This is a genomic window from Streptomyces sp. NPDC002994, from assembly GCF_040611155.1.
Classification (GTDB): domain Bacteria; phylum Actinomycetota; class Actinomycetes; order Streptomycetales; family Streptomycetaceae; genus Streptomyces.
Genome location: NZ_JBEXNQ010000008.1, coordinates 289,561 through 314,663, shown reverse-complemented (window position 1 = coordinate 314,663; position 25,103 = coordinate 289,561). Strand labels below are relative to the sequence as shown.

The window sequence follows — 25,103 nt, the reverse complement described above, 5'->3', positions numbered from 1 at the left end:
GCTCGGCGCCCCAAGCGCCGGAGGCAGCGCCCCCCACCCCGGAAGGCACGCCCCCGAGGCCCCCGCGCCGCGCGACGCCCGCGCCGGAGGCGACGGCTCCGGCCGCGCCGCGCCGTACGCGCAGCGTTGCCGAGGGCTCGGCAAGCCAGGCAGCGGAAGCCGCGACGCCGCCGGCCGAGGGCGACGCCGGTGCCCCGGCGTCACCGCGCCGCGCTCGCAGCGTGTCCGAGGGCTCGGCGAGCCAGGCGGCGGAAGCGGCTGGCGCCGCGCCGGCGACACAGCCGTCTCCGGAGCCCGAGGGCGCCGCCGCGCAGACCACGCCCGCCGATGGCGGGGCCGGTGCTCCGGCCGCGCCGCGCGGCGTGTCCGAGGGCTCGGTGAGCCAGGCGGCGGAGGCGTCGACGACTGGCGCGACGCCGGAGGGCGCGACGCCGCCGGCCGAGGGTGCCGCGCCCGCCGAAGGCAAGGCCGCACCCGCAGCCCCGCGCAGCGCCGACGCGCCCTGGCACCACGCGCGCCCCGCGTTCCAGGACGCTGAGGAGCGCGCGGAGTCGGACCCGGCGGCGACCAGAACTGGCGCGTCCGCAGATACAGACGCCGACGCGGCGCAAGCCGCCGACGCAGCGGCCGACGAAGCCCTGCGCGGCGACGCGGCCGCCGCCAAGGAGCCCGGCCGTCCGGCCGCCGGCTCCGCCGACAAGGGCACAACCGGCCCCACTCCGGACCAAGGGAGCGACGACGCGTGAACGACGTACTCGATGTCGCCTTCCGGCTGGTCATCGTCTTCGCCGTGTTCATGGTCCTGCCGCTCGTCGTGGGGCAGACCGAGCACAAGGTGATGGCGCACATGCAGGGCCGCCTCGGCCCCATGTACGCGGGTGGTTTCCACGGCTGGGCCCAGCTCGTCGCCGACGGCGTGAAGTTCGCGCAGAAGGAAGACATCGTCCCGGCCAACGCCGACCGCCGTATCTTCCAGCTCGCACCCGCCGTCGCCCTCCTCCCGTACCTCCTGGTTCTCGTCGCGATCCCGATCGGCCCGAGCGAGGGCGCGGTCGGCCAGGTCATCGACGCGGGCATCTTCTTCGTGCTCGCCGTCATGGGCGTCGGCGTGCTCGGCTCTCTCATGGCGGGCTGGGCCTCGGCCAACAAGTTCTCCCTCCTCGGCGGCCTGCGTACCGCCGCCCAGCTCCTCGCGTACGAACTGCCGATGCTGCTCGCCGCCGCCTCCGTGGCGATGGCAGCCGGCACCGTCTCGCTGCCCGGCATCCTGAACGCCTTCGAGTGGTGGTGGCTGCCGTGGCAGATCGTCGGCGCGATCGTCTTCTTCGTCGCCGGCCTCGCCGAACTCCAGCGGCCGCCCTTCGACATGCCGGTCGCCGACTCGGAGATCATCTTCGGCGCGTACACCGAGTACACGGGCCTGCGCTTCGCGCTCTTCCTGCTCGCCGAGTACGCCGGAATCGTCGTCCTCTGCGGTCTGACCACCGTCCTGTTCCTCGGTGGCTGGCACGGACCGTGGGGCGCGGACGGCCTCGGCTGGGTCTGGACGCTGCTCAAGACCGCGATCCTCGCGTTCGGCGTCATCTGGCTGCGGGTCACCTACCCGCGGCTGCGCGAGGACCAGCTCCAGAAGCTCGCCTGGACCGTACTCATCCCGCTCGCTCTCGCGCAGATCGCGCTCACCGGCATCGTGAAGGTGGCGATCCAGTAATGTCCCGCCCGTCGCCCGACCACCACCCCTCAACGACGCCCTCCGGGCGGCCCCGCTCATTCCCCGGCTCAGGCCTCGCCAAGGGCTTGGCCGTCACGCTCCGCACGATGACGAAGAAGAACGTCACCGCGCAGTACCCGGACGTCCAGCCCGAACTCCCGCCCCGCTCGCGCGGCGTCATCGGCCTGTTCGAGGAGAACTGCACGGTCTGCATGCTCTGCGCCCGTGAGTGCCCCGACTGGTGCATCTACATCGACTCGCACAAGGAGACGGTCCCGGCCGCCGCCCCCGGTGGCCGTGAGCGCAGCCGCAACGTCCTCGACCGCTTCGCGATCGACTTCTCGCTCTGCATGTACTGCGGAATCTGCATCGAGGTCTGTCCTTTCGACGCGCTCTTCTGGTCCCCGGAATTCGAGTACGCCGAGACCGAGATCCACGAACTCACCCACGAGCGGGACAAGCTCCGCGAGTGGATGTGGACGGTCCCTGAGCCACCCGCGCTCGACCCGGGCGCCGAGGAGCCCAAGGAGATCGCGGCAGCCCGCAAGGCCGCCGAAAAGCTCGCCGCAGCCCAGGAACAGGCAGCCCAGGAACAGTCAGCGCAGCAGGAAGAGGGGCAGGGGCCCGCCGAATGAGCCACCTCGCCGCAGCCGCCGAGCAGGGATTCCTCTCCCCGACCGGCGTCGAGATCGCCTTCCTCCTCGTCGGCATCGCCACCCTCGGCGCGGCCGTCATCACCGTCACCACCAAGCAGCTCGTGCACGCCGCACTCTGGCTGGTCGTGGCCCTCGGCGGCCTCGCCGTCGAGTACCTCCTGCTGACGGCCGAGTTCATCGCCTGGGTGCAGGTCCTGATCTACGTCGGTTCCGTGGTCGTCCTCCTCCTCTTCGGGCTGATGCTCACCAAGGCGCCCATCGGGCGTTCCCCGGACGCCGACTCCGGTAACCGCTGGGCCGCCCTCGTGGTGGCCCTCGCCGCGGCCGCCGCACTCGTCTGGGTGGTCGTGGACGCGTTCCGCACCCAGTGGATCGACCTGGACGGACCGTCCCAGGGCTCCACCAAAGTCAGTGGCCAGATCCTCTTCCAGCACTGGGTGCTGCCTTTCGAGGCGCTCTCGGTTCTCCTGCTCGCCGCACTCGTCGGCGCGATCGTCCTCTCCCGCAAGAGCGACAGCGACAAGGAGCAGCGCTGATGCACCTCGCCTATCCCGCCGTGCTCGCCGCCCTCCTCTTCTGCACCGGTCTGTACGGAGTGCTCGCGCGCCGCAACGCGATCCTGGTCCTGATGTCCGTCGAGCTGATGCTCAACGCCGTCAACCTCAACCTGGTCGCCTTCGACGTCTGGCTCCGCGACGCCCTGCACGCCGGCCAGGCACTCACCCTCTTCACCATCGCCATCGCCGCGGCGGAGATCGGCATCGGCCTGTCGATCGTCCTGATGGTCTACCGCAACCGCGGGACCTCGGACATCGACAAGCTGCGCGACACCGTCGAAGGCCAGGCCGCCGACGACGAAGCTTCCGCCATGGCACACAAGGCCGCACAAGAGGCCGCACAGAAGGCTGAGGCCGCCGCGTGACGACCACGACCCTCGCCGTCCTCGTCCCCCTCCTTCCCTTCCTCGGCGCCGCGGCCGGCCTGCTGTTCGGCCGAACCGCCCCGGGATTCGTCCGGCCCCTGGCCGTACTGCCGACCTTGGCCGCCGCCGTGCTGGCCGCGATCGTCGCCGTACGCCAGGGTGGTGGCGGGCCGATCGACGCTTCGACGCAGCTCACCCCCACGGGGTCGGTCCCCATCGACCTCGCCCTGCACCTCGACGGCTTCGCGGTCCTCGTCGCCGTCCTGGTCGGGGTCGTCGCGACCTGCGTGCAGCTCTACTCGACGGGCTACCTGCGCGACGACCCGCGCTACCCGTCCTACGCCGCCCTCATCTCCCTCTTCACCTCCGCGATGCTGCTCGTCGTCTACTCCGGCGACCTGATGGTGCTGCTGGTCGGCTGGGAAATCATGGGCATCTGCTCGTACTTCCTCGTCGGCCACTACTGGGAGACGCCCGAAGCCCGCGCCGCCTCCCTGAAGGCCTTCCTGGTCACCAAGCTCGGCGACGTCCCCTTCCTGTTCGGCCTGTTCGCGCTCGCCGCCGACGCCGGTACGTTCCGGATCACCGGCATCCTCGGCGCCGTCGCCGGCGACGGGCTGGACCACCCCACCCTCATCGCCCTGCTGCTCCTCGCCGGTGTGGCCGGCAAGTCGGCGCAGTTCCCGCTGCACACCTGGCTGCCCGACGCGATGGCGGGCCCCACGCCCGTCTCCGCGCTGATCCACGCCGCGACGATGGTCGCCGCCGGTGTGTACTTCGTGGCCCGCCTCCTCCCCGTCTTCGCCGCCTCCGCCGCCGCCCTGACCGTCCTGGCCGTCATGGCCGCGGTCACGATGGTCGGCTCGGCGCTCGCCGCGCTGGCCCAGGACGACATCAAGCGCGTCCTCGCCTACTCGACGATCGGCCAGCTCGGCTACATGACCGGCGCCCTGGCCGTCGGCGACCGCGGCGCCGCCGTCTTCCACCTCCTCTCCCACGGCGCCTTCAAGGCGCTGCTGTTCCTCGGCGCCGGCGTGATCATCCACGCCGCCGGCACCAACTCGCTGGCCGCCATGTCCCGCATGGGCGGTCTGGCCAAGCGCATCCCGGACGCCTACTGGACGATGACGATCGCGCTCTTCGCCCTCGCCGCGATTCCGCCGTTCGCCGGCTTCTTCTCCAAGGAAGCCGTCCTCGTCGCCGCCGAACACGCATCGCTCGGCGACACCACGGGCGTCCCCTCCGGTGCCGGCTGGACCGTGCTCGTCGCGGGCCTGCTCACCGCCCTCCTCACCGCGGCGTACGCCACCCGCCTGTGGCTGCTCGCCTTCCGCGGCCGCGGCCCCGCCGCCCCGGATCACGGCAAACAGCCCATCGCCATGAACGGCGTCCTGTGGGTCCTCGCCGTCCCCTCGCTCGCCTTCGGCCTCACCGTCGGCTACCTGGCCGACTGGTTCGACGGCCACGCCCTCACCCCGACCGTCACCACCGCCGTCCTGGGCACCGGCGTCGCCCTCGTCGGCGGCCTGGTCACCTACGGAGCCTGGCGGCACACCACCGCCATGGCGGCCCGCCCCCCGATCGGCGCCGTAGCCGCCCACCCCGGCGACGGCCCGGCCCTCTCCGAGGCGGAAGCCATCGCCACCCACACCCCCGCCTACGGCGACATCGCGTCAGCCCCGGACCCCGCCGACCCCGGACGGCTCCTGCTGGGCCCGCTGCACCGCCCCGCGGCCGCCGGCTTCCACCTGGACGCCGTCTACCACACCCTTTTCGTACGCCCCGTCGTGGCAGCCGCCGAGCTGGTCCGCTTCCTGGACCGCGAAGTGGTCGACACGTACGTACGAGGTGCGGGGGCCGTCCCGCGCCTGCTCGGCGCAGGCGTACGCCGAGCCCAGACCGGCAACGTGCAGACCTACCTCAGCGCACTGCTCGCCGGTTCCGTCGTCCTGGCGATCGCCGCCGTCATCGTCGCCGCCGTCGGAGCGTGAGCCGTGATCGATATCAGCCCGTCCGTGATGCAGTTCCTCCTGGCGTTCATCGTCGTCGGCCCGCTCCTCGGCGCCGCCGCGGCCCTTCTCCCGGCCCCGCCCGGCCTGAAGGGCAAGAGCCCGGGGCAGGCCGTACTCCGCCACGGCGTGACCGTGACCGGCGCGATCCTGATCGCCGCCATCGCCCTCACCCTCGGCTTCGACCACAGCCACCCCTCGAAGATGCAGGCCACGACCGACATCAGCTGGATCCCGGCGCTCGACGTCAGGATCCACCTCGGCATCGACGGCATCTCGCTCCCCCTCCTCGTCATGACCGCGCTGCTGACCTTCCTCTGCGCGCTCTACAGCTACTTCAAGATGCCTGAGGGCCCCTCCCCGAAGGCATTCGTCGCCCTCCTCCTGGTCCTCGAGTCCGGCATGCTCGCGACCTTCGCCGTCCTCGACCTCCTCCTCTTCTTCCTCGCCTTCGAGATGGTCCTCATCCCGATGTACTTCCTGATCGCCCGCTGGGGCGGCGACCAACGGCAGCCCGCCGCCTGGAAGTTCATCCTCTACACGCTGCTCGGCTCCGTCGTCATGCTGCTCGGTCTCCTCCTCATCGGACTGACGTCGGGCACATTCGACATGGTGGCACTCGCCACTGACAACGGCCGTGGACTGACCACATCCGTGCAGGTCATCGCCGTTCTCGCGATCGGCCTCGGCCTCGCCGTCAAGACCCCGATGTGGCCCCTGCACAGCTGGCTCCCCGACGCCCACACCGCCGCCCCCACCGTCGGCTCGGTCCTCCTCGCGGGCGTCCTGCTCAAGATGGGCACGTACGGTTTCGTCCGCATCGCCCTGCCCATCACCCCCGACGGCATGCGCACCTTCGCGCCCTACCTCGCCGCCTTCGCGGTCGTCGGCATCATCTACGGATCCCTGGCCTGCCTCGCCCTCACCCGCAAGGGCGCCAAGGGCGACCTCAAGCGCCTGATCGCGTACTCCTCCGTCGGCCACATGGGCTTCGTACTCCTCGGCATCGCCTCGATGACCCCCACCGGCGTCAACGGCGCCCTCTTCGCCAACATCGGCCACGGCCTGATCACCGGCCTGCTCTTCTTCCTGGTCGGCGCCCTCAAGGACCGCTACGGCACCGCCGACCTCGACACCCTCGCCGGCGCCACCGGCGCGGCCCTCTACGGCCGCGCCCCCCGCCTCGGCGGCCTCCTCGCCTTCGCCGCGATCGCCTCCCTCGGCCTCCCCGGCCTCGCCGGATTCTGGGGCGAGATGCTGACGATGTTCGGCGCCTTCGACCCCGCCGAGGGCCTCAACCGCCCCGCCTTCCTCACCTTCATGGCGATCGCCGGCGTCGGCACGCTCCTCACCGCCGCGTACCTCCTGGTCGTCGTACGCCGCGTCTGCATGGGCGTACCCCAGCGGCAAGCAGCCGAGCCGGCAACGATCGCCGACGTCCAGGGCTACGAGTTCGCCGCCTGGACCCCACTCGTCGCCCTCACCGTCCTTGCCGGACTCTGGCCCGCGGTCCTCCTCGGCCTCACCGACCCGGCCGTGCAGAAGCTCCTCGCAGGAGGCAAGTCGTGACCGTGGCCGCCGAAACCGCCAGCCTCGTCCAGACCGTCGACTGGTGGGCGATCGCCCCGCCCACGATCACCGCGGTCATGGGCCTGATCGTCCTGGTCGCCGACCTCTTCGTACCCGAGAGCAAGAAGCAGCTCCTCGGCCGGCTCTCGATCGCCGGTCTGGCAGCGGCGCTCCTCGCCCTCCTCCCGCTCCGCGAGGGCGACCGCTCCACTTTCTGCCTGACCTCCGACGCCGACGTCTGCAGCTACACGGCCGACCACTTCACCCTGGTCATCCAGCTCCTGGTGCTCGGCGGCGCGCTGCTCACCGCGCTGCTCTCGATCACGGAGACGGAGAAGAACAAGCTGCCGGCGGGTGAGTTCTGGTTCCTCCTGATGTCCTCCGCGGCCGGAGCAGCCCTGCTGCCCGCCTCCCGGGACCTCGCCACCCTCGTCGTAGCCCTGGAAGTCGCCTCACTGCCCGCCTTCGCCCTGGTAGGCATGAAGCGCGGCAACCGCCTCTCCTCCGAGGCGGCCCTGAAGTTCTTCCTCTCCTCCGTGACAGCAACCGCCGTCATGCTGCTGGGCGTCAGCTTCATCTACGCGACGACCGGCACCCTGCACCTCACCGAGATCGCCGTACGCCTCGACGACGTACCTGCGCAGCTCGACACGCTCGCCAAGGCCGGCGTCGCCCTGACCCTCGTCGGCTTCGCCTTCAAAACAGCGGCGGTCCCCTTCCACTTCTGGGTCCCCGACACGTACGTAGGAGCGCCCCTCCCCGTCGCCGCGTACCTCTCCGTCATCGGAAAGGCGGTCGGCTTCACGGGCCTCATCCTGGTCACCGTCGTCGCCTTCCCGTCGTACGCCGACGTATGGGGCCCCGCCATGGCCGTGCTGGCAGCGCTCACCATGACCGTGGGCAATGTGGCCGCCCTGCGCCAGTCGACCACGCGCGCGTACAGCGCGATCCGCCTGCTCGCCTGGTCCTCCGTCGGCCAGGCCGGCTACATCCTGGTCCCGATCGCGGCAGCGGCGTACTCCAGCGACGACCAGATCGGCTCCACGGTCGCGTACGCGCTGATGTACGCCGTGGTGAACCTCGGCGCCTTCGCCGTCGCCGCCCTGGTAGCCCGTACGCACCCGCTCAACCGGATCTCCGACTACCGCGGCCTCTACGCGACCCGCCCCCTGGCAGCCCTCGCGCTCGGCTTCTTCCTCCTCTGCCTGGCAGGCCTGCCGCCCGGCATCATCGGCCTCTTCGCCAAGGTCACGGTCTTCTCCGCAGCGGTCGACGCGGGACTCGGCTGGCTCGCGGTCGTCATGGCGGCGAACGTAGTGATCGCGCTCTACTACTACCTCCAGTGGACGGCGGTCCTCTTCCGCGCCCCCGAGGGCGAGCCGTCCCAGCACGCGGTCCCCATGCCCGTCACGGTCGCCATCGTCCTCACCGCCGTCATCGGCATCGCCCTGTCCGGCGTACCGCAGGTGGTACTGCGCTTCGCCACCGGGAACCTCTTCCAGTAAGCAGGGCTGCCCGTATGGCCCAACGGGCGGCCCGGTGCACAAGGGAACTAGCCCCCCTCGCTTGGCGTTGACCAGTGAGGGAGGGTCCACTGGATGTGGAAGGCCCTTCCGAGCAAGGGGTTCCCCTGCCGCACCATTTGGAGGGCGCACCGTGCACCGCCGGCACAACGGGCTGAGGACCGCCGTACTCCTCGGGGGACTGTCAGCCCTCATCATCGTCATCGGCAGCTTTTTCGGCCGTACGGGCCTGATTGTCGCGGTTCTCGTCGCACTCGGCACCAACGCCTACGCGTACTGGAACAGCGACAAGCTCGCCCTGCGAGCCATGCGCGCCCGCCCCGTCAGCGAGTTCCAGGCGCCACAGCTGTACCGCATGGTCCGCGAGCTCTCCACTCAGGCCCGCCAGCCGATGCCCCGCCTGTACATCTCGCCCACCCAGGCACCCAACGCCTTCGCGACCGGCCGCAACCCCCGCAACGCGGCCGTCTGCTGCACGGAAGGCATCCTCCGCCTCCTCGACGAGCGGGAACTCCGCGGCGTCATCGGCCACGAACTGAGCCACGTCTACAACCGCGACATCCTGATCTCATCGGTCGCCGGCGCCCTGGCCTCCGTGATCATGTTCCTGGTCAACTTCGCCTGGCTGATCCCCATCGGCCGCTCCGACGACGACGAGGGCCCGGGCCTCTTCGGCATGCTGCTGATCATGATCCTCGGCCCCCTCGCCGCCTCCGTCATCCAATTGGCGGTAAGCCGTTCCCGCGAGTACCAGGCGGACGCCTCCGGCGCCCAGCTCACCGGTGACCCCCTCGCCCTGGCGAGCGCCCTGCGCAAACTCGACGCCGGCACCAAACAACTGCCCCTACCTGCCGAGCCGCGCATCGAGACCGCGAGCCACATGATGATTGCGAACCCGTTCCGCCCGGGACAGGGAGCCGCGAGGCTCTTCTCGACCCACCCACCCATGGCGGAACGCATCGCCCGACTCGAACAGATGGCAGGTCACCGCCCATGAAGACAATCCTGAACGTCATATGGCTGGTCCTGAGCGGCTTCTGGCTCTTCCTCGGCTACCTGCTCGCAGGCGTACTCCTCTGCATCACCATCATCGGCATCCCCTTCGGCCTGGCGGCCTTCCGGATCGGCGTGTACGCCCTCTGGCCCTTCGGCTACACCACGACAGAGCGCCACGACGCGGGAGCACCCTCCCTCGTGGGCAACGTCCTGTGGCTGATCCTCGCGGGCTGGTGGCTGGCGCTGGGCCACATCGTCACGGGCGTCGCGCTGTGCATCACGATCATCGGCATCCCGTTCGGCATCGCCAACTTCAAGATGGTCCCGCTCTCGCTGCTCCCCCTGGGCCGAGAAATCGTCCCAACAGACCAACTGTTCGCAACCCGCTGACCACCAGCCCCCGCAGGTACGCCCCCACCCGGGTGTCGCTGTCCACGCTGCCAGGAGGGGACGCACCGGGGCGCTCCCCGCAGGGTGTCGAACGCAACCAGCCCGAACGACCGCGAGTACCCGAATTGTTCGGCACCCGAGGAGACGCCCCGGGGCGTCACCGACCCCAACGCCCCGGCGTCTCCGACCCAACGCCCCGACGTCGCCGACCTCAACGCCCCGGGGGTCTCCGACCCAACGCCCTGACGTCGCCGACCCCAACGCCCCGGGGGTCTCCGACCCCAACGCCCCGACGTCGCCGACCCCAACGCCCCGGCGTCACCGACCCCAACGCCCCGCCCGCCGCCGCACCCCGTACGCCGCCGCCCCCACCGCCAGCACCGCTGCCCCCGCCACCACCGACGACACCGGCAGCGCGAACGCCAGCGCCCCGCACCCCACAAGCCCGCCCGCCGCCAGGACCCGCCCGCGCCCCGGCCCGAGCGTCCACGCCGAAGCGTTGGCGATCGCGTAGTACGCCAGCACCCCGAACGACGAGAACCCGATAGCGCCCCGCAGATCCCCCACAGCGGCAACCACCGCAACAACCATCCCCACCGCCAACTCAGCCCGGTGCGGCACCTGAAACCGTGGGTGTACGGCGGCCAGCACGCCCGGCAGATGCCCGTCCCGGGCCATCGCCAGCGTCGTACGCGACACCCCGAGGATCAGCGCCAGCAGCGCCCCGAGCGCCGCCACAGCCGCCCCGACCCGCACCACGGGCGCCAGCTCCGGGGCGCCGGCCGCCCGCACCGCATCCGCCAACGGCGCAGCGGAAGAGGCCAGTTCCCCGGCCCCCAGCACTGACAGCACCGCGACCGCCACGCACGCGTACACCACCAGCGCGATCCCCAGCGCCACGGGAATCGCGCGCGGAATCGTACGGCCCGGATCGCGCACCTCTTCCCCGAGCGTCGCGATCCGCGCATACCCGGCGAATGCGAAGAACAACAGCCCACCGGCCTGAAGCACTCCACCAACCCCAGACCCACCCGCCCCAGACCCACCAGGCCCCGAGCCGAGCGAAGGCCCGTCCACCCCCACACAAACAGCCACGACCGCCACCAGGACCGCCAGCACCACCACCACGATCGCGCGCGTGAGCCAGGCCGACTTCTGTACGCCCCCGTAATTGACCGCGGTCAGCACGACCACCGCCCCGACCGCCACCCCGTGCGCCTGTTCCGGCCACACATACGCCCCGACGGTCAGCGCCATGGCGGCGCACGAGGCGGTCTTCCCCACCACGAAACCCCAGCCGGCCAGATACCCCCAGAAGGGCCCCAGCCGCTCCCGCCCGTACACATACGTCCCGCCCGAGGCCGGATAGAGGGCCGCGAGCCGCGCGGACGCCATCGCGTTGCAGTACGCCACCACAGCGGCCAGCGCCAGCCCCGCCATCAGCAGCGTCCCGGAGCCGGCCGCGCCGGCCGCCGGTGCGAGCGCCACGAAGATCCCCGCGCCGACCATCGCCCCGAGCCCGATCACAACGGCGTCGAAGACCCCGAGCGTCCGCCGCAGTTCCTGTGTCATGGGCCGCACCCTACTGACGTGCGCAACCACTCGACGTCCCGGTACGTCTTCAAGGCACATGAGCATCATCAGCTGGATCGTTCTCGGGCTGCTCGCCGGAGCCGCAGCCAAAATCCTGCTCCCCGGGCGCGACCCGGGCGGCCTGATCGGCACAACCCTGATCGGCATCGCGGGCGCGTTCATCGGCGGCTGGGCCTCGGCCCGGTACCTGGACCGCCCGATCGCCAACGAGTTCTACGACGGCGCCACCTGGGCCGCGGCCATCGGCGGCGCGCTGGCTCTCCTGGTCGTCTACCGGATCCTTTTCGGCCACTCGCGCTCGCGATAGGGCAGCCACGACAGCCACTGCGGCCACCGTCCCCACGCAGCTAGCGCAGCCCCGTCTCCCGCAACGTGAGGTTGAGCCGCCCGCCCGTCATCCCGTTCGCCGGATCGCCCGTCCCCGCCAGCACCTTCGGCACACCGTGGTACGCGAAGCGCGACGGCCCCCCGAACACAAACAAATCACCCGACATCAGTTCAACATCCGTGTACGGCCGCCCCCGCCCCTCCGTGTTGCCGAACCGGAAGACGCACGAATCCCCGATGCTCAGCGACACCACAGGAGCCCCGGACCGTTCGTCCTTGTCCTGGTGCATCCCCATTTTCGCGTCACCGTCATAGAAATTGACGAGCGCGGTGTCCGGCGCGTACGCCCGCGCCGCCGCCTCGTCCCCGTACGCATCGACCAGAGCCCGCCGCCCCAGCTCGACCAGCCACTCAGGAAACTCCGCGACCCGCGCGCCATTCACGTCATCAGCCGTGCGCGTGTACCGGTACGGCTGCCAGTGCCACCCCACGCACACCGTCCGCACCGACATGACGCCTCCATTCGGCAGCCGCGTATGCCGGATCGGCACCGGCCCCCGCGCCCACTCCCGGCACGCCGCGACCAGCTCCCGCTGCTCGGCCGCCGACAGCCAGCCGGGCACGTGCACGGCCCCCGGCGCGATCTGCGCCCGCTCACGGGGGAACAGCCCGGTCACGGCCGCGCCCCGACTCCCTCAAGCTCCAGCTCCAGCAGCTGCCGCTTGCGTTCGAGCCCACCCGCGTATCCGGTCAGCGAGCCGTCCGCCCCGATCACCCGGTGGCACGGCCGCACGACGAGCAGCGGATTACGCCCGATCGCCGCCCCCAGCGCCCGCACAGCGGCCCGCGAGACCCCGATCCGCTCGGCGAGCTTCCCGTACGAAGTCGTAGTCCCGTACGGAATGCTCTCCAGCGCTTCCCAGACCCGCAGCTGAAAGCCCGTGCCCACACCCACGGCGTACTCCACGTCGAAGCGCGTCAACTCCCCGCCGAAGTACGCCCGTACCTGCCGCGCGATCTCCTCGAAGGCCCCGGGATCACGCCGCCACGCGTCGGGCACGTCCTCGACAGCGACCCCGCCCTTCTGCCCCGGCACGGACAGCGAGGCCAGCGCCGTGCCGCCGGTGGCCGTCGCGGACTCTTCGCCGACCAGCAGCAGTTCGCCCAGTGGGCTGTCCATGGTCGCGTAGAGCGTCATGGCTGATTCCCTTCCCTCGCATTACGTCGCCCGTTACGACGAGTCTGCGACGCGGGGCCCGCCGCGGCTGGCGGTATTCGGACATCGCGACGGGGAGGGAGCCGACCGCGCCGCCTCCACCCCCGTCCCGATGCGAACCGCCGGATCAGCAGCCGGTCACCGGTAGTTCACGAACTGCAGCGCGAAGTCGAAGTCCTTGCCCTTCAGCAGCGCCTGCACGGCCTGGAGGTCGTCACGGCTCTTCGAGCTGACCCGCAGCTCGTCGCCCTGGACCTGAGCCTTGACGCCCTTGGGGCCCTCGTCGCGGATGATCTTCGCCACCTTCTTGGCGTTGTCCTGGGAGATGCCCTCCTCGATGGACGCGAAGATCTTGTACTCCTTGCCGGACAGCTGCGGCTCGCCGGCGTCCAGCACCTTGAGTGAAATCCCGCGCTTGATCAGCTTGGTCTCGAAGACGTCGAGGATCGCCTTGACCCGCTCCTCGGAGTTGGCCTGCATCAGGATCTTCTCGCCCGACCAATCGATCGAGGCGCCGACGTTCTTGAAGTCGTAGCGCTGCGAGATCTCCTTCGCGGCCTGGTTGAGGGCGTTGTCGACCTCCTGCCGCTCGACCTTCGAGACGATGTCGAAACTGGAGTCGGCCATGTCCTGTGGCTCCTTTGATCGGGGGCGGGGATACCGGTATCGGGTGCCTCACCGGGCAGGGTGCGCGGCCGGGCGTCCCGGGCCGCTCCCGTAAAGCCTAGCCACCCGCACCTGCCCCGGGTGCTGATCAATCCAGTGGCGAAGCACCCCTGGGTATCAGGTATCGTTTACGTCGTTGCCACGGAACACCGCGCAAGCGGTCTACCAAAGCGACATCCCATGGCGGTGTGCCCGAGTGGCCAATGGGAGCGGACTGTAAATCCGCCGGCTTAGCCTTCCCAGGTTCGAATCCTGGCGCCGCCACAGGTAGGGAAACCCCCTCCGGACTGCAGAAACGCAGACCGGAGGGGGTTTTTCGTTCGTACGGTCGGTCAATTACCGGCGACGTCCTTCACCGCGACCGAGACCGGCACCGACCCGCTGATGAGCTCAAGCGTCAGCCCCGCCGTCGACGGCGTGTCCAGCAGCTCGGCCAGCACAGCCGCCACGTCGTCACGCGGCACGGGACCACGCCCCGTCGAGACCCCGAGGTGCACAAGCCCGGTCCCCGCGTCGTTCGTCAGGCTGCCCGGCCGCAGGATCGTCCAGTCAAGCCCGGTTCGCGAGCGTACGTCCGCGTCCGCCGCACCCTTGGCGCGCAGGTACGCGTCGAACACTTCGTCACCCGCCCGATCCGCGTCGGCGCCCATCGAGGACACGATGAGATAGCGGCGTACGCCCGCCCGCTCCGCCGCGTCCGCGAACAGCACGGCCGCGCCCCGGTCCACCGTGTCCTTGCGCTCCGTACCGCTGCCGGGCCCCGCGCCCGCCGCGAAGACGGCGGCGTCGGCGCCGTCCAGTACCTCGGCGACCTGCTCGACGGAGGCCGACTCCAGGTCCAGTACGACCGGTTCGGCGCCCACCGCCCGCAGATCCTCGCTCTGCCGGGCATCACGGATGATGCCCGCGGCTTCGTACCCGCGCGCGGCGAGCAACCGCTCCAGCCGCAGCGCGATCTGACCATGTCCACCTGCGATGACAATGCGCATGTTTCCGACCGTACGCGCCCCGGCGCGCGCGTGCTCAGGGCCGGGCGCCATCGGATCGCATCGCGCCGGAAAACGGCTCGAACCAGCTCAACCCCGCCCCTGCCGCGGCAGGTCGAGCGCGACGGCGGCCGCCGAGTCGCAGTACTCGCGGACCGCGCTGGTACGTGCCACGACACGCCCGCGGTGGATGACGACGCGGCTGTACGCGAGGGACAGCACGCCCGCGATCCGGTCCCCCCGTACGGCGACCAGCTCGGCCGGGAAGCCCGCCTCCACCCGCACTTCGGGCAGCCCCATCGCCTCCCGCGCCGCCGAACTCACAGCGCCGTACGCGTCAGCGGCCCGCATCCCGCCCTGCGAGGCCAGCAGATAGGCAGCCTCCAGCGGATCCCCCCGCCCCACCGGATTGGCCACGTCCCGCAGCGCCCCACTGCCCGCGGCTACCCGTACCCCGGCCGCCCGCAGCAGCCGTACGGGAGCCGGCCCGGCGCCCCGCCGCTCCACCCCCGAGCAGTCGCCCTGCGGCAGACAGACCACGGTGATGCCGGCGGCTGCCAACTGCCCGGCGGCGCGCGTCGCGGCGTCCAGGGGCAGCCGCGAGAGCCCGGCGCACGGACCGATGGTGACCCCGGGCCGCAGTCCGCCCGCCATCGCCGCGAGCCGCGCCAGCCGGGCCGGATCGTCACCCTCCGTATGGAGGTCCACGGGGCAGCCGTGCTCGGCGGCGATCTCCAGGACCGCTTCCGTGAACCCGGCCGGGTCGGGATCGAGGTCCGGGCAGCCACCCACCACACCGGCGCCCATCTTCACGGCGTCCCGCAGCATGGACAGGCCGTCGGCGCCCGCCAGCCCGGTGAGCAGCCGCGGCACGGCCACGGCGGTCAGATCGGCCAGCCCGCGCAGCGAGCGCCGCGCCTGCAGCACCGCCTCCATGGACCTGAGCCCCTGCACGTCCCCGATCCGTACGTGCGAGCGCACCGCGGTCGCACCGTGCCCCAGTTGCAGCAGCACCGCCTCGGTGGTGCGGCGCTGGACGTCCTCGGTGCTGTACGAGACGGGGCCGCCGGCGTCGGCGGTGAGAGCAGTGTCACTGTGGGCGTGCGGCTCGGCGGCGGCGGGGAGCAGGAGATGGCCGCCGAGGTCCACGCGCGCGCCCACCGCGGGCAGGCTGCCGACGGTTCCGACGGCCTCGATACGGCCGCCGCTGAGCCGTACGTCCACCGTGCGGCCGTCGGTCAGACGGGCCGCGCAGAGCAGGAGCGTGCTGCTGTCGGTGCTGGGCAAGCCGTCGCTGTTCCCAGGGTTGCCGCCGGACGAACGGGGCGGCTGCGGCTGGCTGTCGGACATCGGGCTCCTGGTGGGGCTCGGGCGTGCAAGATCAAGATCACGCAGCGTGAGTCGAGCCTAGGGGGCCGCAAACCAGCCTTCGAGGAGGAGCGAAATAGTCGTACCGGTGTGGGCACGAGTGGCGTACGAGACCGGTGTGGTGGGCAGGCGGAGGAGTGGGAGAAACGGATTTGGGCGATCGGCGGGCGAGCGTGTAATGTCTTCATCGCTCGCCCCAATAGCTCAGTCGGTAGAGCGTCTCCATGGTAAGGAGAAGGTCTACGGTTCGATTCCGTATTGGGGCTCTGGTGATCGGTGATCCCCGCCTTCGGGCGGGGGGATCCGGCATCAAAGCGGTGTAGCTCAGTCGGTAGAGCAAGCGGCTCATAATCGCTGTGTCACCGGTTCAAGTCCGGTCACCGCTACACACGGTAGCCGATTGTGGGGTCGGTCCTTCGATCGGCTACTCTTTTATGCGTTCATCCGTCAACCGTCCGTCCAAGGAGCACTCACGTGGCTGCCACCGACGTCCGCCCGAAGATCACGCTGGCCTGCGTGGAGTGCAAGGAGCGGAACTACATCACCAAGAAGAACCGGCGTAACAACCCGGACCGTCTTGAGATGAAGAAGCACTGCCCGCGCTGCAACTCGCACACCGCGCACCGCGAAACCCGCTAAACACAGGCTCGTATGCGAGGCCGTCCCCATTTCGGGGGCGGCCTCGCGTCGTTTGATCCAGTCAATTCATCACGCATCACGCATCAGGAGGTACGAGTCCATGGCGCTCGACCAGTCCTTCGTGGGGCGGGCCTATCCGCCCACCGCACCGTACGAGGTCGGCCGGGAGAAGATCCGCGAGTTCGCCGAGGCAGTGGGCGACGCCAATCCCGCGTACACCGATCCGGAAGCCGCCAAGGCACTCGGTCACTCCGATGTGATCGCACCGCCGACCTTTGTCTTCTCCATCACGTTCAAGGCGGCGGGGCAGGTCGTCCAGGACCCGCAGCTCGGCCTGGACTACAGCCGTGTGGTGCACGGCGACCAGAAGTTCGCGTACAAGCGCCCGGTGCGTGCGGGGGACCGGCTGTCGGTCACCTCGACCATAGAGGCGGTCAAGTCGATGGCCGGCAACGACATCCTGGACATCCGCGGGGACGTCCACGACGAGTCCGGCGAGCATGTGGTGACGGCGTGGACGAAGCTCGTCGCACGCGCGGTCCAGGAGGCGTGATGGCGGCGAAGATCTCTTACACGGACGTCGAGGTCGGCACCGAGCTGCCGGCGCAGTCCTTCCCCGTGACGCGCGCCTCGCTGGTGCGGTACGCGGGCGCCTCCGGCGACTTCAACCCGATCCACTGGAACGAGAAGTTCGCCACCGAGGTCGGGCTGCCGGACGTGATCGCGCACGGCATGTTCACCATGGCCGAGGCGATCCGCGTGGTCACCGACTGGGTGGGCGACCCGGCCGCCGTGGTCGAGTACGGCGTGCGCTTCACGAAGCCGGTCATAGTCCCGAACGACGACAAGGGTGCGCTGATCGAGGTCAGCGCCAAGGTCGCCGCCCTGCTCGAGGACAACCGGGTCCGGGTGGACCTGACGGCGATGAGCGCCGGCCAGAAGGTGCTGGGCATGTCCCGCGCCGTGGTCCAGCTGGCCTGACGCACTCGGTGGCGCTGCTGATCCCGTCGCGGCGGGAGGCGGCCGTTCCCGCGCCGGCGGAGCGTGAGAAGGAACTCGTGCACTGATGTGGCGGGATACGGGGCGCCTCTGGCTGGCAGATGGCTGTCAGAGGGGCCCCGTACGCTTGTCCCCGTGCAGGAACTCCACGACGCCCCCCTCGCCCCCCTGACCACCTTCCGGCTCGGCGGCCCAGCGACCCGTCTCGTCACGGCCACCACCGACGACGAGGTGATCGCCACCGTCCGCGAGGCCGACGCGGCCGGCACCCCGCTGCTCGTCATCGGCGGCGGAAGCAACCTCGTCATCGGCGACAAGGGCTTCGACGGCACCGCCCTGCGCATCGCGACCACCGGCTTCCACCTGGACGGTACGTCGCTGGAACTGGCTGCCGGCGAGGTCTGGACGGACGCCGTCGCCCGCACCGTCGAAGCGGGCCTCGCGGGCGTCGAGTGCCTCGCGGGCATCCCCGGCTCGGCCGGCGCGACCCCGATCCAGAACGTCGGGGCGTACGGCCAGGAGGTGGCCGGCGTCATCACCGAGGTGGTCGCCTACGACCGCCGCTCGGGAGAGACGGTCACCATCCCCGCCGACGAGTGCGACTTCTCGTACCGCCACAGCCGTTTCAAGCAGGACCCGGAGCGTTTCGTGGTCCTGCGCGTCCGCTTCGCGCTGGAGGACGCGGGGGGTATGTCGGCGCCGATCAAGTACCCCGAGACCGCGCGCACGCTGGGTGTCGAGGCCGGCGACCGGGTGCCCGCCGCTGTCGCCCGCGAGACCGTGCTGAAGCTGCGCGCGGGCAAGGGCATGGTCCTGGACCCGGAGGACCACGACACGTGGTCGGCGGGGTCCTTCTTCACCAACCCGATCCTGACCGGTGAGGAGTACGCCGCGTTTGTCGCCCGCGTGGGGGAGAGGCTCGGCGCGGATGTGTCGCCGCCGGCGTTCCCGGTGGGTGACGGCAGGACCAAGACGTCCGCGGCGTGGCTGATCGACAAGGCGGGCTTCACGAAGGGGTACGGGGCGGGTCCTGCCCGGATCTCCACGAAGCACACCTTGGCCCTCACCAATCGCGGCGAAGCGACCACGGAGGACTTGCTGGCGCTCGCGCGCGAGGTGGTCGCCGGGGTCCGCGAGGCGTTCGGAGTAACGCTGGTGAACGAGCCGGTGACCGTGGGCGTCAGCCTGTAGCCGCGGGGGCGCGGGTGCGGGTGCGGGTGCGGGTGCCTGCGGCGCTGTCCCCTACCCGCCCCTTCCCGGCTGTGACACTTCGCGGCTCCGCCGCGTGGGGCGCTGGCCCCAGACCCGCTCCTCAAACGCCGGAGGGGCTGGATGTTGCCGGACGGGGGCTGGCGCCAGCAAATTCCAGCCCGTCCGGCGTTTGAGGACACGCCCGGAGGGCGTCTGTGTGGTCTGGGGGCTAGGGCTTGCCCCCACGCGGCGGAGCCGCGAAGTGTCACAGCGGGAAGGGGCGGGTAGGGGAAAGGCCCCCGCAGGGCACGGCATGCGCGCCACGCCGCCTAGTACGCGACGCCCACCCCCCGCTTCACCGTTGCCGGGTCGTCCAGCATCGCCAGCATCGCGTGCGCGACATCCGCTCGCCCGATGGTCCTGCCGCTGCGCGGACTCCCGCCCACGACCATCCGGTACGTACCCGTCAACGGCCGGTCGAGCAGCCGCGGCGGCCGCACCGACGTCCAGTCCGTCGCCGACCGCGCCAGCTCCTCCTCCATGACCCGAAGATCCGCGTAGATGTCCTTGAGGACCGCGCTGATCACGGCCAGCGAGATCCGGTCCACGACCGGCTGCCCCTCCGGCGCCGGCCCGAGCGGAGCCGCGCTGACCGCCAGCAGCCGTCGCGTGCCCTCCGCCTCCATCGCCCGTAGCACCGGGCGCGTGAGGGTCGCCGCTATGCCCGCGTCTTTACGGGCGCGCGCACCGAGACCGGAAAACACCGCGTCCCGCCCCGCGACCGCCGGCCGCAAGGCCCCCGCGTCCCCGTCGCCCAGCTGCGCCGTGAAGACCTCCAGGCCCCGCCCCGTCACCTTGAACCGCGCCGGATCACGCACCACTGCCGTGACCTCGTGTCTCGCGGCCAGCGCCTGCTTGACGATCTCCTGTCCGATGCCGCCGGTCGCGCCGAAAACAGTGATCTTCATTGCGTGCAACTCCTCGGGTGGGTAAGTATTCACTCACTGCACATCACCACCAGAGTGGGTGAGTGTTCACTCACCCGTCAAGCCTTCTTGGAGCGCACATGCAGAAGCCGGCCCGGGAGCGGATCCTCGACGCCTCCCACGAGCTCATGCGCACCATCGGCCTGGCCCGTACCACCACCAAGGAGATCGCCCGGGCCGCCGACTGCTCGGAGGCCGCGCTCTACAAGCACTTCGCCAGCAAGGAGGAACTCTTTGTGGGCGTGCTGAAGGAACGCCTGCCCGAGATCGGCCCGCTCCTCCACCGCCTCCTCGTCGACCCGGGGGAGCGGTCCGTCGAGGAGAACCTCACCGAGATCGCCCGCCAGGCCACCCACTTCTACGCGGAGAGCTTCCCGATCGCCGCCTCGCTCTACGCCGAGACCAAGCTCAAGCGCCGCCACGACGACGTATTGCAGGAGATGGGCACGGGCCCCCACACGCCCATCGAGGGCCTCGACACCTACCTGCGCGCCGAACGCGAAGCCGGCCGCATCAGCCCCGACGCCGACACCTTCGCGGCCGCCTCACTACTCCTCGGCGCCTGCGCGCAACGCGCCTTCGCCTATGACGCGACCATCGGCAAGACGCCCCCGCAGTCCGTCGACGACTTCGCCGCCGCCCTCGCCCGCACCCTGCTGAAGGGCATCGGCTAGCCGGCCAGCCAATGGTCGATCCCGGCGAGCAGCTTCGCCTGTACGTCGTCGGGCGCGGCCGACCCGCGCACCGACTGCCGGGCCAGCTCCGCCAGCTCGGCATCCGTGAAGCCGTGGTGGCGCCGCACCAGCTCGTACTGCGCCGCCAGCCGCGACCCGAACAGCAGCGGGTCGTCCGCGCCCAGCGCCATCGGAACCCCGGCGTCGTACAGCGTCCGCAGCGGCACGTCCTCGGGCTTCTCGTACACACCCAGCGCCACATTCGAGGCCGGACACACCTCGCAGGTCACGCCCTTTTCGGCCAGCTTCCGGAGCAGCCGCGGGTCCTCCGCAGCCCGTACGCCGTGCCCGATCCGCGTCGCGCGCAGATCGTCCAGGCAGTCCCGTACGGACGCGGGCCCGGTCAGCTCCCCGCCGTGCGGCGCCGCGAGCAGCCCGCCCTCCCGCGCGATCGCGAAGGCACGGTCGAAATCCCTTGCCATGCCCCTGCGTTCGTCGTTGGACAGCCCGAAGCCGACGACCCCGCGGTCCGCGTACCGCACCGCGAGCCGCGCCAGCGTCCGCGCGTCCAGCGGGTGCTTCATCCGGTTCGCCGCGACCAGCACCCGCATCCCGAGCCCGGTCTCCCGCGAGGCGCTGTCCACCGCGTCGAGGATGATCTCCAGGGCCGGAATCAGGCCACCCAGCATCGGCGCGTACGACGTCGGATCGACCTGGATCTCCAGCCAGCCCGAGCCGTCCCGCACATCCTCCTCGGCCGCCTCGCGCACCAGCCGCTGGATGTCCTCGGGCTCGCGCAGACACGCCCGGGCGGCGTCGTACAGCCGCTGAAAACGGAACCAGCCGCGCTCGTCGGTCGCCCGCAGCTTCGGCGGCTCCCCGCTCGTCAGGGCTTCCGGCAGGTGTACGCCGTACTTGTCGGCCAGATCGAGAAGCGTGCCTGGCCGCATCGACCCGGTGAAATGCAGATGCAGATGGGCCTTCGGCAGCAGTCGGACATCGCGCGCACTCAACATCCCAAGATCCTGCCGCACCCGACTGCCGCCCGGAAGCGTCTTTGCCCGAACGAGTACTTCCCCGAACGCAGAAACGGGCTCCCGGCCGAAGCCGGGAGCCCGCCTACTCAAGTAGCAGGTGCTCAGTCGCGGGCCTCGGCCAGCAGCTTCTGCATCCGCGACACACCCTCGGCCAGGTCCTCGTCACCCAGCGCGTACGACAGCCGCAGGTAGCCCGGCGTACCGAACGCCTCGCCCGGTACGACCGCCACCTCGACCTCGTCCAGGATCAGCGCGGCCAGCTCGACCGAGGTCTGCGGGCGCTTGCCGCGGATCTCCTTGCCCAGCAGCCCCTTGACCGAGGGGTACGCGTAGAACGCGCCCTCCGGCTCCGGGCAGACGACGCCGTCGATCTCGTTGAGCATCCGCACGATCGTCTTGCGGCGGCGGTCGAACGCGGAACGCATCTCGGCGACCGCGTCCAGGTTCCCGGAGACGGCGGCCAGCGCCGCGACCTGCGCCACGTTGGAGACGTTCGAGGTGGCGTGCGACTGCAGGTTGGCCGCGGCCTTGATGACGTCCTTCGGGCCGATCATCCACCCGACCCGCCAGCCGGTCATCGCGTACGTCTTGGCGACACCGTTGACCACGATGCACTTGTCCCGCAGCTCCGGCAGCACGGCCGGGAGGGAGACGGCGGACGCGTCGCCGTAGACCAGGTGCTCGTAGATCTCGTCCGTCAGCACCCACAGCCCGTGCTCGACGGCCCAGCGGCCGATGGCCTCGGTCTCGGCCTCGGTGTAGACCGCGCCGGTCGGGTTGGACGGGGAGACGAAGAGGACGACCTTGGTCTTCTCCGTGCGGGCCGCTTCCAGCTGCTCGACGGAGACCCGGTAGCCGGTGGACTCGTCGGCCACGACGTCGACCGGGACACCGCCGGCGAGACGGATCGACTCGGGGTACGTCGTCCAGTAGGGCGCCGGGACGATGACCTCGTCGCCCGGGTCCAGGATCGCGGCGAACGCCTCGTAGATGGCCTGCTTGCCGCCGTTGGTGACCAGGACCTGCGAGGCGTCCACCTCGTAACCGGAGTCACGCAGCGTCTTCGTGGCGATCGCGGCCCGGAGCTCGGGGAGCCCGCCGGCCGGCGTGTAGCGGTGGTACTTCGGGTTGCGGCAGGCCTCGATCGCGGCCTCGACGATGTAGCCGGGCGTAGGGAAGTCGGGCTCGCCCGCGCCGAAGCCGATGACCGGACGACCGGCCGCCTTCAGGGCCTTGGCCTTGGCGTCCACGGCAAGGGTCGCGGACTCGGAAATCGCGCCGATTCGGGCTGAGACCCGGCGCTCGGTGGGAGGAGTTGCAGCGCTCATGCGGGCCATCGTCCCAGACCGCAAACCCGCTCAGCACACGGATCCCGCAGGGCGGACACCGTGCGGACCGGAAGTGGTCAGGCCGTATCTGTTCGACGCCGGGCTTGTGAGCACGTACACTCACTCGTCGTTGGCCCCTCAGCGGCAGCTCCTCCGTGCGCACTCCGTGCACCCGGTCGGATGCGGTAGGTTGGGGGAACCACAAAGGGTCGTAGCTCAATTGGTAGAGCACTGGTCTCCAAAACCAGCGGTTGGGGGTTCAAGTCCCTCCGGCCCTGCTACACACATCTTCGCCAGGATGTGTGCGCATGTACGTACTTCTATGCACTGCCGTGCGGCTCCACCGGGCGCGGCACGGCCACGACCCGGAATCAGGTGAGTAGCGTGACGGACGCCGTGGGCTCCATCGACATGCCTGATGCCCAGGACGAGACGCCGGACTCCACCAAGAAGTCTCGCAAAGGCGGCAAGCGCGGCAAGAAGGGCCCTCTGGGCCGTCTCGCGCTCTTCTACCGCCAGATCGTCGCAGAGCTGCGCAAGGTCGTTTGGCCGACGCGCAGCCAGCTGACGACGTACACCACCGTGGTGATTGTCTTCGTCGTCATCATGATCGGCATTGTGACCGTGATCGACATGGGCTTCGCCCGAGCCGTCAAGTACGTTTTCGGCTGATCCCGCGTAGGGCGCCTCACCCGGCGCCCCTTTCGCCGTTCCACCCATATGTATCCAGGAAGAAGCAGCCACCGTGTCTGACCCGAACCTGAACGACGCCATCGAGTCGCAGGAGTCCGCCGAGGACCAGCTCGACATCGTCGAGGCGGCGGACGCCGAGGACCCGGACCAGGCGGAAGCTGCTGACGTCGCTGCGAGCGAGCCGGCGGAAGAGTCCGCTGTGCACGTCGAGTCCGATGAGTCCGACGTGTCCGACGAGGATGTCGTCGACGCCGACGCCGACGCCGAGTCCGGTGGAGACGTCGAGTCCGGTGGGGACGTCGAGTCCACCGAGGACACCGAGGAAGAGGCCGTCGAGGCCGAGGCTCCGGCCGACCCGGTCGCCGCGCTCCGCGAGGAGCTCCGCACCCTGCCGGGCGAGTGGTACGTCATCCACACGTACGCCGGGTACGAGAAGCGTGTGAAGGCGAACCTGGAGCAGCGCGCCGTTTCGCTGAACGTCGAGGAATTCATCTACCAGGCTGAAGTCCCCGAAGAAGAGATCGTTCAGATCAAGAACGGCGAGCGCAAGAACGTCCGCCAGAACAAGCTTCCCGGTTACGTCCTGGTCCGCATGGACCTCACCAACGAGTCCTGGGGCGTTGTCCGCAACACCCCCGGCGTCACCGGCTTCGTCGGCAACGCCTACGACCCGTACCCGCTGACCCTGGACGAGATCGTCAAGATGCTCGCCCCGGAGGCCGAGGAGAAGGCCGCCCGCGAGGCCGCCGAGGCCGAGGGCAAGCCGGCGCCCAGCCGCAAGATGGAGGTCCAGGTTCTGGACTTCGAGGTGGGCGACTCGGTCACTGTCACCGACGGCCCCTTCGCGACCCTCCAGGCGACGATCAACGAGATCAACGCCGACTCGAAGAAGGTCAAGGGCCTCGTCGAGATCTTCGGTCGCGAGACCCCGGTCGAGCTCAGCTTCGACCAGATCCAGAAGAACTGATCTTCTCTGGACCCACGCTTCCGACCAGGTCAGACCGGCTCTCGCAGCCGGTCTGACCTGCTCGGTTTTTAGCCGCAGCACGATACCCGTTATCGTGGTGCGGTATGCCTCCGTCCGGTGATCGGATGGCAGGAAACTCTCACTAGGACCCGGAGAGAGCAATGCCTCCCAAGAAGAAGAAGGTCACGGGGCTCATCAAGCTCCAGATCAACGCCGGCGCGGCCAACCCGGCTCCGCCGGTCGGCCCCGCGCTGGGCCAGCACGGCGTCAACATCATGGAGTTCTGCAAGGCCTACAACGCCGCGACCGAGTCGCAGCGTGGCATGGTCGTGCCGGTGGAGATCACGGTCTACGAAGACCGCTCCTTCACCTTCGTGACGAAGACCCCGCCGGCCGCGAAGCTGATCCTCAAGGCCGCAGGTGTGGACAAGGGATCGGGCGAGCCCCACAAGACCAAGGTCGCGAAGCTCACCGCCGCTCAGGTGCGTGAGATCTCGACGGTCAAGCTCCCCGACCTGAACGCCAACGACCTCGAGGCCGCGGACAAGATCATCGCCGGTACCGCCCGTTCCATGGGCATCACCGTCGAGGGCTGAAAGTCCCCGTAGCACCTCAGTGGTAGGGCCAAGCGCTGGTCCGCACCACGACTCCATCTCC

Annotated in this window: 27 protein-coding genes, 4 tRNA genes and 1 pseudogene; 23 read left to right on the top strand and 9 right to left on the bottom strand. The window is 70.2% G+C overall.

From position 1 onward, the window contains the following. From ABZX79_RS13785 to ABZX79_RS13740, 10 genes and pseudogenes are all read left to right on the top strand, one after another. Nucleotides 1–746: pseudogene (locus ABZX79_RS13785) on the top strand (hypothetical protein); the annotation flags it as partial. Beyond that, on the top strand, nt 743–1,711 hold the full coding sequence (locus ABZX79_RS13780) for a complex I subunit 1 family protein (protein WP_355255667.1): 969 nt from the start codon (nt 743–745) through the stop codon (nt 1,709–1,711). The pseudogene ABZX79_RS13785 and the gene ABZX79_RS13780, both read left to right, overlap by 4 nt. A 107-nt stretch (nt 1,712–1,818) precedes the next feature. After that, nucleotides 1,819–2,346, top strand: a complete 528-nt coding sequence (locus ABZX79_RS13775) for a 4Fe-4S binding protein (RefSeq protein WP_355255664.1) — start codon at nt 1,819–1,821, stop codon at nt 2,344–2,346. After that, nucleotides 2,343–2,903, top strand: coding sequence for an NADH-quinone oxidoreductase subunit J (locus ABZX79_RS13770; RefSeq protein WP_355255661.1), 561 nt, complete (start codon nt 2,343–2,345; stop codon nt 2,901–2,903). The genes ABZX79_RS13775 and ABZX79_RS13770 overlap by 4 nt, the downstream gene beginning before the upstream one ends. After that, nucleotides 2,903–3,289 (top strand): NADH-quinone oxidoreductase subunit NuoK, encoded by a 387-nt coding sequence (nuoK, locus tag ABZX79_RS13765; protein ID WP_355255658.1) that lies wholly within the window; start codon nt 2,903–2,905, stop codon nt 3,287–3,289. The genes ABZX79_RS13770 and nuoK overlap by 1 nt, the downstream gene beginning before the upstream one ends. Next, the gene (locus ABZX79_RS13760; protein ID WP_355255655.1) at nt 3,286–5,280 is read left to right on the top strand and encodes an NADH-quinone oxidoreductase subunit L; all 1,995 of its coding nucleotides are present in this window, start codon (nt 3,286–3,288) and stop codon (nt 5,278–5,280) included. Before nuoK ends, ABZX79_RS13760 begins: the two co-directional genes overlap by 4 nt. Before the next feature lie 27 nt (nt 5,281–5,307). Beyond that, nucleotides 5,308–6,867, top strand: a complete 1,560-nt coding sequence (locus ABZX79_RS13755; protein WP_355255721.1) for an NADH-quinone oxidoreductase subunit M — start codon at nt 5,308–5,310, stop codon at nt 6,865–6,867. Next, nucleotides 6,864–8,372 carry an NADH-quinone oxidoreductase subunit N gene (locus ABZX79_RS13750; protein WP_355255652.1) on the top strand — a complete coding sequence of 503 codons (1,509 nt, stop codon included), beginning with the start codon at nt 6,864–6,866 and terminating at the stop codon, nt 8,370–8,372. The genes ABZX79_RS13755 and ABZX79_RS13750 overlap by 4 nt, the downstream gene beginning before the upstream one ends. Nucleotides 8,373–8,523: 151 nt before the next feature. After that, complete coding sequence (gene htpX, locus ABZX79_RS13745; protein WP_355255649.1) at nt 8,524–9,387, top strand: zinc metalloprotease HtpX; 864 nt, start codon at nt 8,524–8,526, stop codon at nt 9,385–9,387. Beyond that, complete coding sequence (locus ABZX79_RS13740; RefSeq protein ID WP_355255646.1) at nt 9,384–9,776, top strand: YccF domain-containing protein; 393 nt, start codon at nt 9,384–9,386, stop codon at nt 9,774–9,776. Before htpX ends, ABZX79_RS13740 begins: the two co-directional genes overlap by 4 nt. A 318-nt stretch (nt 9,777–10,094) precedes the next feature. Here ABZX79_RS13740 and ABZX79_RS13735 read toward each other — a convergent pair whose 3' ends face one another. After that, nucleotides 10,095–11,348 carry an APC family permease gene (locus tag ABZX79_RS13735; RefSeq protein WP_355255643.1) on the bottom strand — a complete coding sequence of 418 codons (1,254 nt, stop codon included), beginning with the start codon at nt 11,346–11,348 and terminating at the stop codon, nt 10,095–10,097. A 58-nt stretch (nt 11,349–11,406) separates the two neighbouring features. On the opposite strand from ABZX79_RS13735, the gene ABZX79_RS13730 reads away from it, so the two are divergent. After that, the gene (locus tag ABZX79_RS13730; protein WP_355255640.1) at nt 11,407–11,676 is read left to right on the top strand and encodes a GlsB/YeaQ/YmgE family stress response membrane protein; all 270 of its coding nucleotides are present in this window, start codon (nt 11,407–11,409) and stop codon (nt 11,674–11,676) included. A gap of 40 nt (nt 11,677–11,716) precedes the next feature. On the opposite strand, the gene ABZX79_RS13725 is transcribed toward ABZX79_RS13730, so the two are convergent. The 3 genes from ABZX79_RS13725 to ABZX79_RS13715 all read right to left on the bottom strand — a co-directional run bounded on the left by ABZX79_RS13725 (nt 11,717) and on the right by ABZX79_RS13715 (nt 13,539). After that, on the bottom strand, nt 11,717–12,373 hold the full coding sequence (locus ABZX79_RS13725; protein ID WP_355255637.1) for an alpha-ketoglutarate-dependent dioxygenase AlkB: 657 nt from the start codon (nt 12,371–12,373) through the stop codon (nt 11,717–11,719). After that, nucleotides 12,370–12,894 (bottom strand): methylated-DNA--[protein]-cysteine S-methyltransferase, encoded by a 525-nt coding sequence (locus ABZX79_RS13720; RefSeq protein ID WP_355255634.1) that lies wholly within the window; start codon nt 12,892–12,894, stop codon nt 12,370–12,372. The genes ABZX79_RS13725 and ABZX79_RS13720 overlap by 4 nt, the downstream gene beginning before the upstream one ends. Before the next feature lie 156 nt (nt 12,895–13,050). Then, a complete protein-coding gene (locus tag ABZX79_RS13715) occupies nt 13,051–13,539 on the bottom strand; it encodes a YajQ family cyclic di-GMP-binding protein (RefSeq protein ID WP_214974403.1) in 489 nt (162 codons plus the stop codon). A 221-nt stretch (nt 13,540–13,760) separates the two neighbouring features. On the opposite strand from ABZX79_RS13715, the gene ABZX79_RS13710 reads away from it, so the two are divergent. After that, nucleotides 13,761–13,842 (top strand) — tRNA-Tyr (locus ABZX79_RS13710). 68 nt (nt 13,843–13,910) lie between these two features. Here the strand turns inward: ABZX79_RS13710 and ABZX79_RS13705 are convergent. Together ABZX79_RS13705 and ABZX79_RS13700 are read right to left on the bottom strand one after the other, a co-directional pair. Beyond that, nucleotides 13,911–14,567: an SDR family oxidoreductase gene (locus ABZX79_RS13705; protein WP_355255631.1), complete on the bottom strand. Its 657-nt coding sequence runs from the start codon at nt 14,565–14,567 to the stop codon at nt 13,911–13,913. An 87-nt stretch (nt 14,568–14,654) separates the two neighbouring features. Beyond that, the gene (locus ABZX79_RS13700; RefSeq protein ID WP_355255628.1) at nt 14,655–15,914 is read right to left on the bottom strand and encodes an amidohydrolase family protein; all 1,260 of its coding nucleotides are present in this window, start codon (nt 15,912–15,914) and stop codon (nt 14,655–14,657) included. 211 nt (nt 15,915–16,125) lie between these two features. On the opposite strand from ABZX79_RS13700, the gene ABZX79_RS13695 reads away from it, so the two are divergent. The 6 genes from ABZX79_RS13695 to ABZX79_RS13670 all read left to right on the top strand — a co-directional run bounded on the left by ABZX79_RS13695 (nt 16,126) and on the right by ABZX79_RS13670 (nt 18,761). Then, nucleotides 16,126–16,198 (top strand) — tRNA-Thr (locus ABZX79_RS13695). Nucleotides 16,199–16,245: 47 nt separating this feature from the next. Then, nucleotides 16,246–16,318: transfer RNA gene (locus tag ABZX79_RS13690), tRNA-Met, on the top strand. Nucleotides 16,319–16,406: 88 nt separating this feature from the next. After that, nucleotides 16,407–16,571: a 50S ribosomal protein L33 gene (rpmG, locus tag ABZX79_RS13685; protein WP_003956487.1), complete on the top strand. Its 165-nt coding sequence runs from the start codon at nt 16,407–16,409 to the stop codon at nt 16,569–16,571. A 100-nt stretch (nt 16,572–16,671) separates the two neighbouring features. Continuing rightward, nucleotides 16,672–17,124 (top strand): MaoC family dehydratase N-terminal domain-containing protein, encoded by a 453-nt coding sequence (locus ABZX79_RS13680; protein WP_355255626.1) that lies wholly within the window; start codon nt 16,672–16,674, stop codon nt 17,122–17,124. Beyond that, complete coding sequence (locus ABZX79_RS13675) at nt 17,124–17,552, top strand: MaoC family dehydratase (RefSeq protein WP_355255623.1); 429 nt, start codon at nt 17,124–17,126, stop codon at nt 17,550–17,552. The genes ABZX79_RS13680 and ABZX79_RS13675 overlap by 1 nt, the downstream gene beginning before the upstream one ends. Nucleotides 17,553–17,705: 153 nt before the next feature. Beyond that, complete coding sequence (locus ABZX79_RS13670) at nt 17,706–18,761, top strand: UDP-N-acetylmuramate dehydrogenase (RefSeq protein WP_355255620.1); 1,056 nt, start codon at nt 17,706–17,708, stop codon at nt 18,759–18,761. Nucleotides 18,762–19,090: 329 nt separating this feature from the next. Here the strand turns inward: ABZX79_RS13670 and ABZX79_RS13665 are convergent, their stop codons facing one another. Beyond that, nucleotides 19,091–19,729 carry an NAD(P)H-binding protein gene (locus ABZX79_RS13665; protein WP_355255617.1) on the bottom strand — a complete coding sequence of 213 codons (639 nt, stop codon included), beginning with the start codon at nt 19,727–19,729 and terminating at the stop codon, nt 19,091–19,093. Nucleotides 19,730–19,827: 98 nt separating this feature from the next. Between ABZX79_RS13665 and ABZX79_RS13660 the strand changes: the two genes are divergently transcribed. Further along, nucleotides 19,828–20,421, top strand: a complete 594-nt coding sequence (locus tag ABZX79_RS13660; RefSeq protein ID WP_355255614.1) for a TetR/AcrR family transcriptional regulator — start codon at nt 19,828–19,830, stop codon at nt 20,419–20,421. On the opposite strand, the gene ABZX79_RS13655 is transcribed toward ABZX79_RS13660, so the two are convergent. Together ABZX79_RS13655 and ABZX79_RS13650 are read right to left on the bottom strand one after the other, a co-directional pair. Next, nucleotides 20,418–21,437, bottom strand: a complete 1,020-nt coding sequence (locus tag ABZX79_RS13655; RefSeq protein ID WP_355255611.1) for an adenosine deaminase — start codon at nt 21,435–21,437, stop codon at nt 20,418–20,420. The genes ABZX79_RS13660 and ABZX79_RS13655 overlap by 4 nt on opposite strands. Before the next feature lie 122 nt (nt 21,438–21,559). Beyond that, the gene (locus tag ABZX79_RS13650; RefSeq protein ID WP_355255608.1) at nt 21,560–22,786 is read right to left on the bottom strand and encodes a pyridoxal phosphate-dependent aminotransferase; all 1,227 of its coding nucleotides are present in this window, start codon (nt 22,784–22,786) and stop codon (nt 21,560–21,562) included. A 205-nt stretch (nt 22,787–22,991) separates the two neighbouring features. Between ABZX79_RS13650 and ABZX79_RS13645 the strand changes: the two genes are divergently transcribed. The 4 genes from ABZX79_RS13645 to rplK all read left to right on the top strand — a co-directional run bounded on the left by ABZX79_RS13645 (nt 22,992) and on the right by rplK (nt 25,042). Then, nucleotides 22,992–23,064, top strand: a tRNA-Trp gene (locus ABZX79_RS13645). A gap of 106 nt (nt 23,065–23,170) precedes the next feature. Then, a complete protein-coding gene (secE, locus tag ABZX79_RS13640; protein WP_355255605.1) occupies nt 23,171–23,458 on the top strand; it encodes a preprotein translocase subunit SecE in 288 nt (95 codons plus the stop codon). A gap of 73 nt (nt 23,459–23,531) precedes the next feature. Next, nucleotides 23,532–24,446, top strand: coding sequence for a transcription termination/antitermination protein NusG (nusG, locus tag ABZX79_RS13635; RefSeq protein WP_355255602.1), 915 nt, complete (start codon nt 23,532–23,534; stop codon nt 24,444–24,446). A gap of 161 nt (nt 24,447–24,607) precedes the next feature. Then, on the top strand, nt 24,608–25,042 hold the full coding sequence (rplK, locus tag ABZX79_RS13630) for a 50S ribosomal protein L11 (RefSeq protein WP_028812391.1): 435 nt from the start codon (nt 24,608–24,610) through the stop codon (nt 25,040–25,042). Nucleotides 25,043–25,103: the final 61 nt, after the last annotated feature.

Coding starts and splice junctions, on each gene's coding strand:
- ABZX79_RS13655 (WP_355255611.1), bottom strand. CDS start 21,437: ATGTTGAGTGCGCGCGATGTCCGACTGCTGCCGAAGGCCCATCTGCAT.
- ABZX79_RS13730 (WP_355255640.1), top strand. CDS start 11,407: ATGAGCATCATCAGCTGGATCGTTCTCGGGCTGCTCGCCGGAGCCGCA.
- ABZX79_RS13675 (WP_355255623.1), top strand. CDS start 17,124: ATGGCGGCGAAGATCTCTTACACGGACGTCGAGGTCGGCACCGAGCTG.
- ABZX79_RS13680 (WP_355255626.1), top strand. CDS start 16,672: ATGGCGCTCGACCAGTCCTTCGTGGGGCGGGCCTATCCGCCCACCGCA.
- ABZX79_RS13740 (WP_355255646.1), top strand. CDS start 9,384: ATGAAGACAATCCTGAACGTCATATGGCTGGTCCTGAGCGGCTTCTGG.
- ABZX79_RS13735 (WP_355255643.1), bottom strand. CDS start 11,348: ATGACACAGGAACTGCGGCGGACGCTCGGGGTCTTCGACGCCGTTGTG.
- ABZX79_RS13665 (WP_355255617.1), bottom strand. CDS start 19,729: ATGAAGATCACTGTTTTCGGCGCGACCGGCGGCATCGGACAGGAGATC.
- ABZX79_RS13700 (WP_355255628.1), bottom strand. CDS start 15,914: ATGTCCGACAGCCAGCCGCAGCCGCCCCGTTCGTCCGGCGGCAACCCT.
- ABZX79_RS13650 (WP_355255608.1), bottom strand. CDS start 22,786: ATGAGCGCTGCAACTCCTCCCACCGAGCGCCGGGTCTCAGCCCGAATC.
- rplK (WP_028812391.1), top strand. CDS start 24,608: ATGCCTCCCAAGAAGAAGAAGGTCACGGGGCTCATCAAGCTCCAGATC.
- ABZX79_RS13755 (WP_355255721.1), top strand. CDS start 5,308: ATGCAGTTCCTCCTGGCGTTCATCGTCGTCGGCCCGCTCCTCGGCGCC.
- ABZX79_RS13775 (WP_355255664.1), top strand. CDS start 1,819: ATGACGAAGAAGAACGTCACCGCGCAGTACCCGGACGTCCAGCCCGAA.
- ABZX79_RS13715 (WP_214974403.1), bottom strand. CDS start 13,539: ATGGCCGACTCCAGTTTCGACATCGTCTCGAAGGTCGAGCGGCAGGAG.
- ABZX79_RS13660 (WP_355255614.1), top strand. CDS start 19,828: ATGCAGAAGCCGGCCCGGGAGCGGATCCTCGACGCCTCCCACGAGCTC.
- ABZX79_RS13705 (WP_355255631.1), bottom strand. CDS start 14,567: ATGCGCATTGTCATCGCAGGTGGACATGGTCAGATCGCGCTGCGGCTG.
- ABZX79_RS13770 (WP_355255661.1), top strand. CDS start 2,343: ATGAGCCACCTCGCCGCAGCCGCCGAGCAGGGATTCCTCTCCCCGACC.
- ABZX79_RS13720 (WP_355255634.1), bottom strand. CDS start 12,894: ATGACGCTCTACGCGACCATGGACAGCCCACTGGGCGAACTGCTGCTG.
- nuoK (WP_355255658.1), top strand. CDS start 2,903: ATGCACCTCGCCTATCCCGCCGTGCTCGCCGCCCTCCTCTTCTGCACC.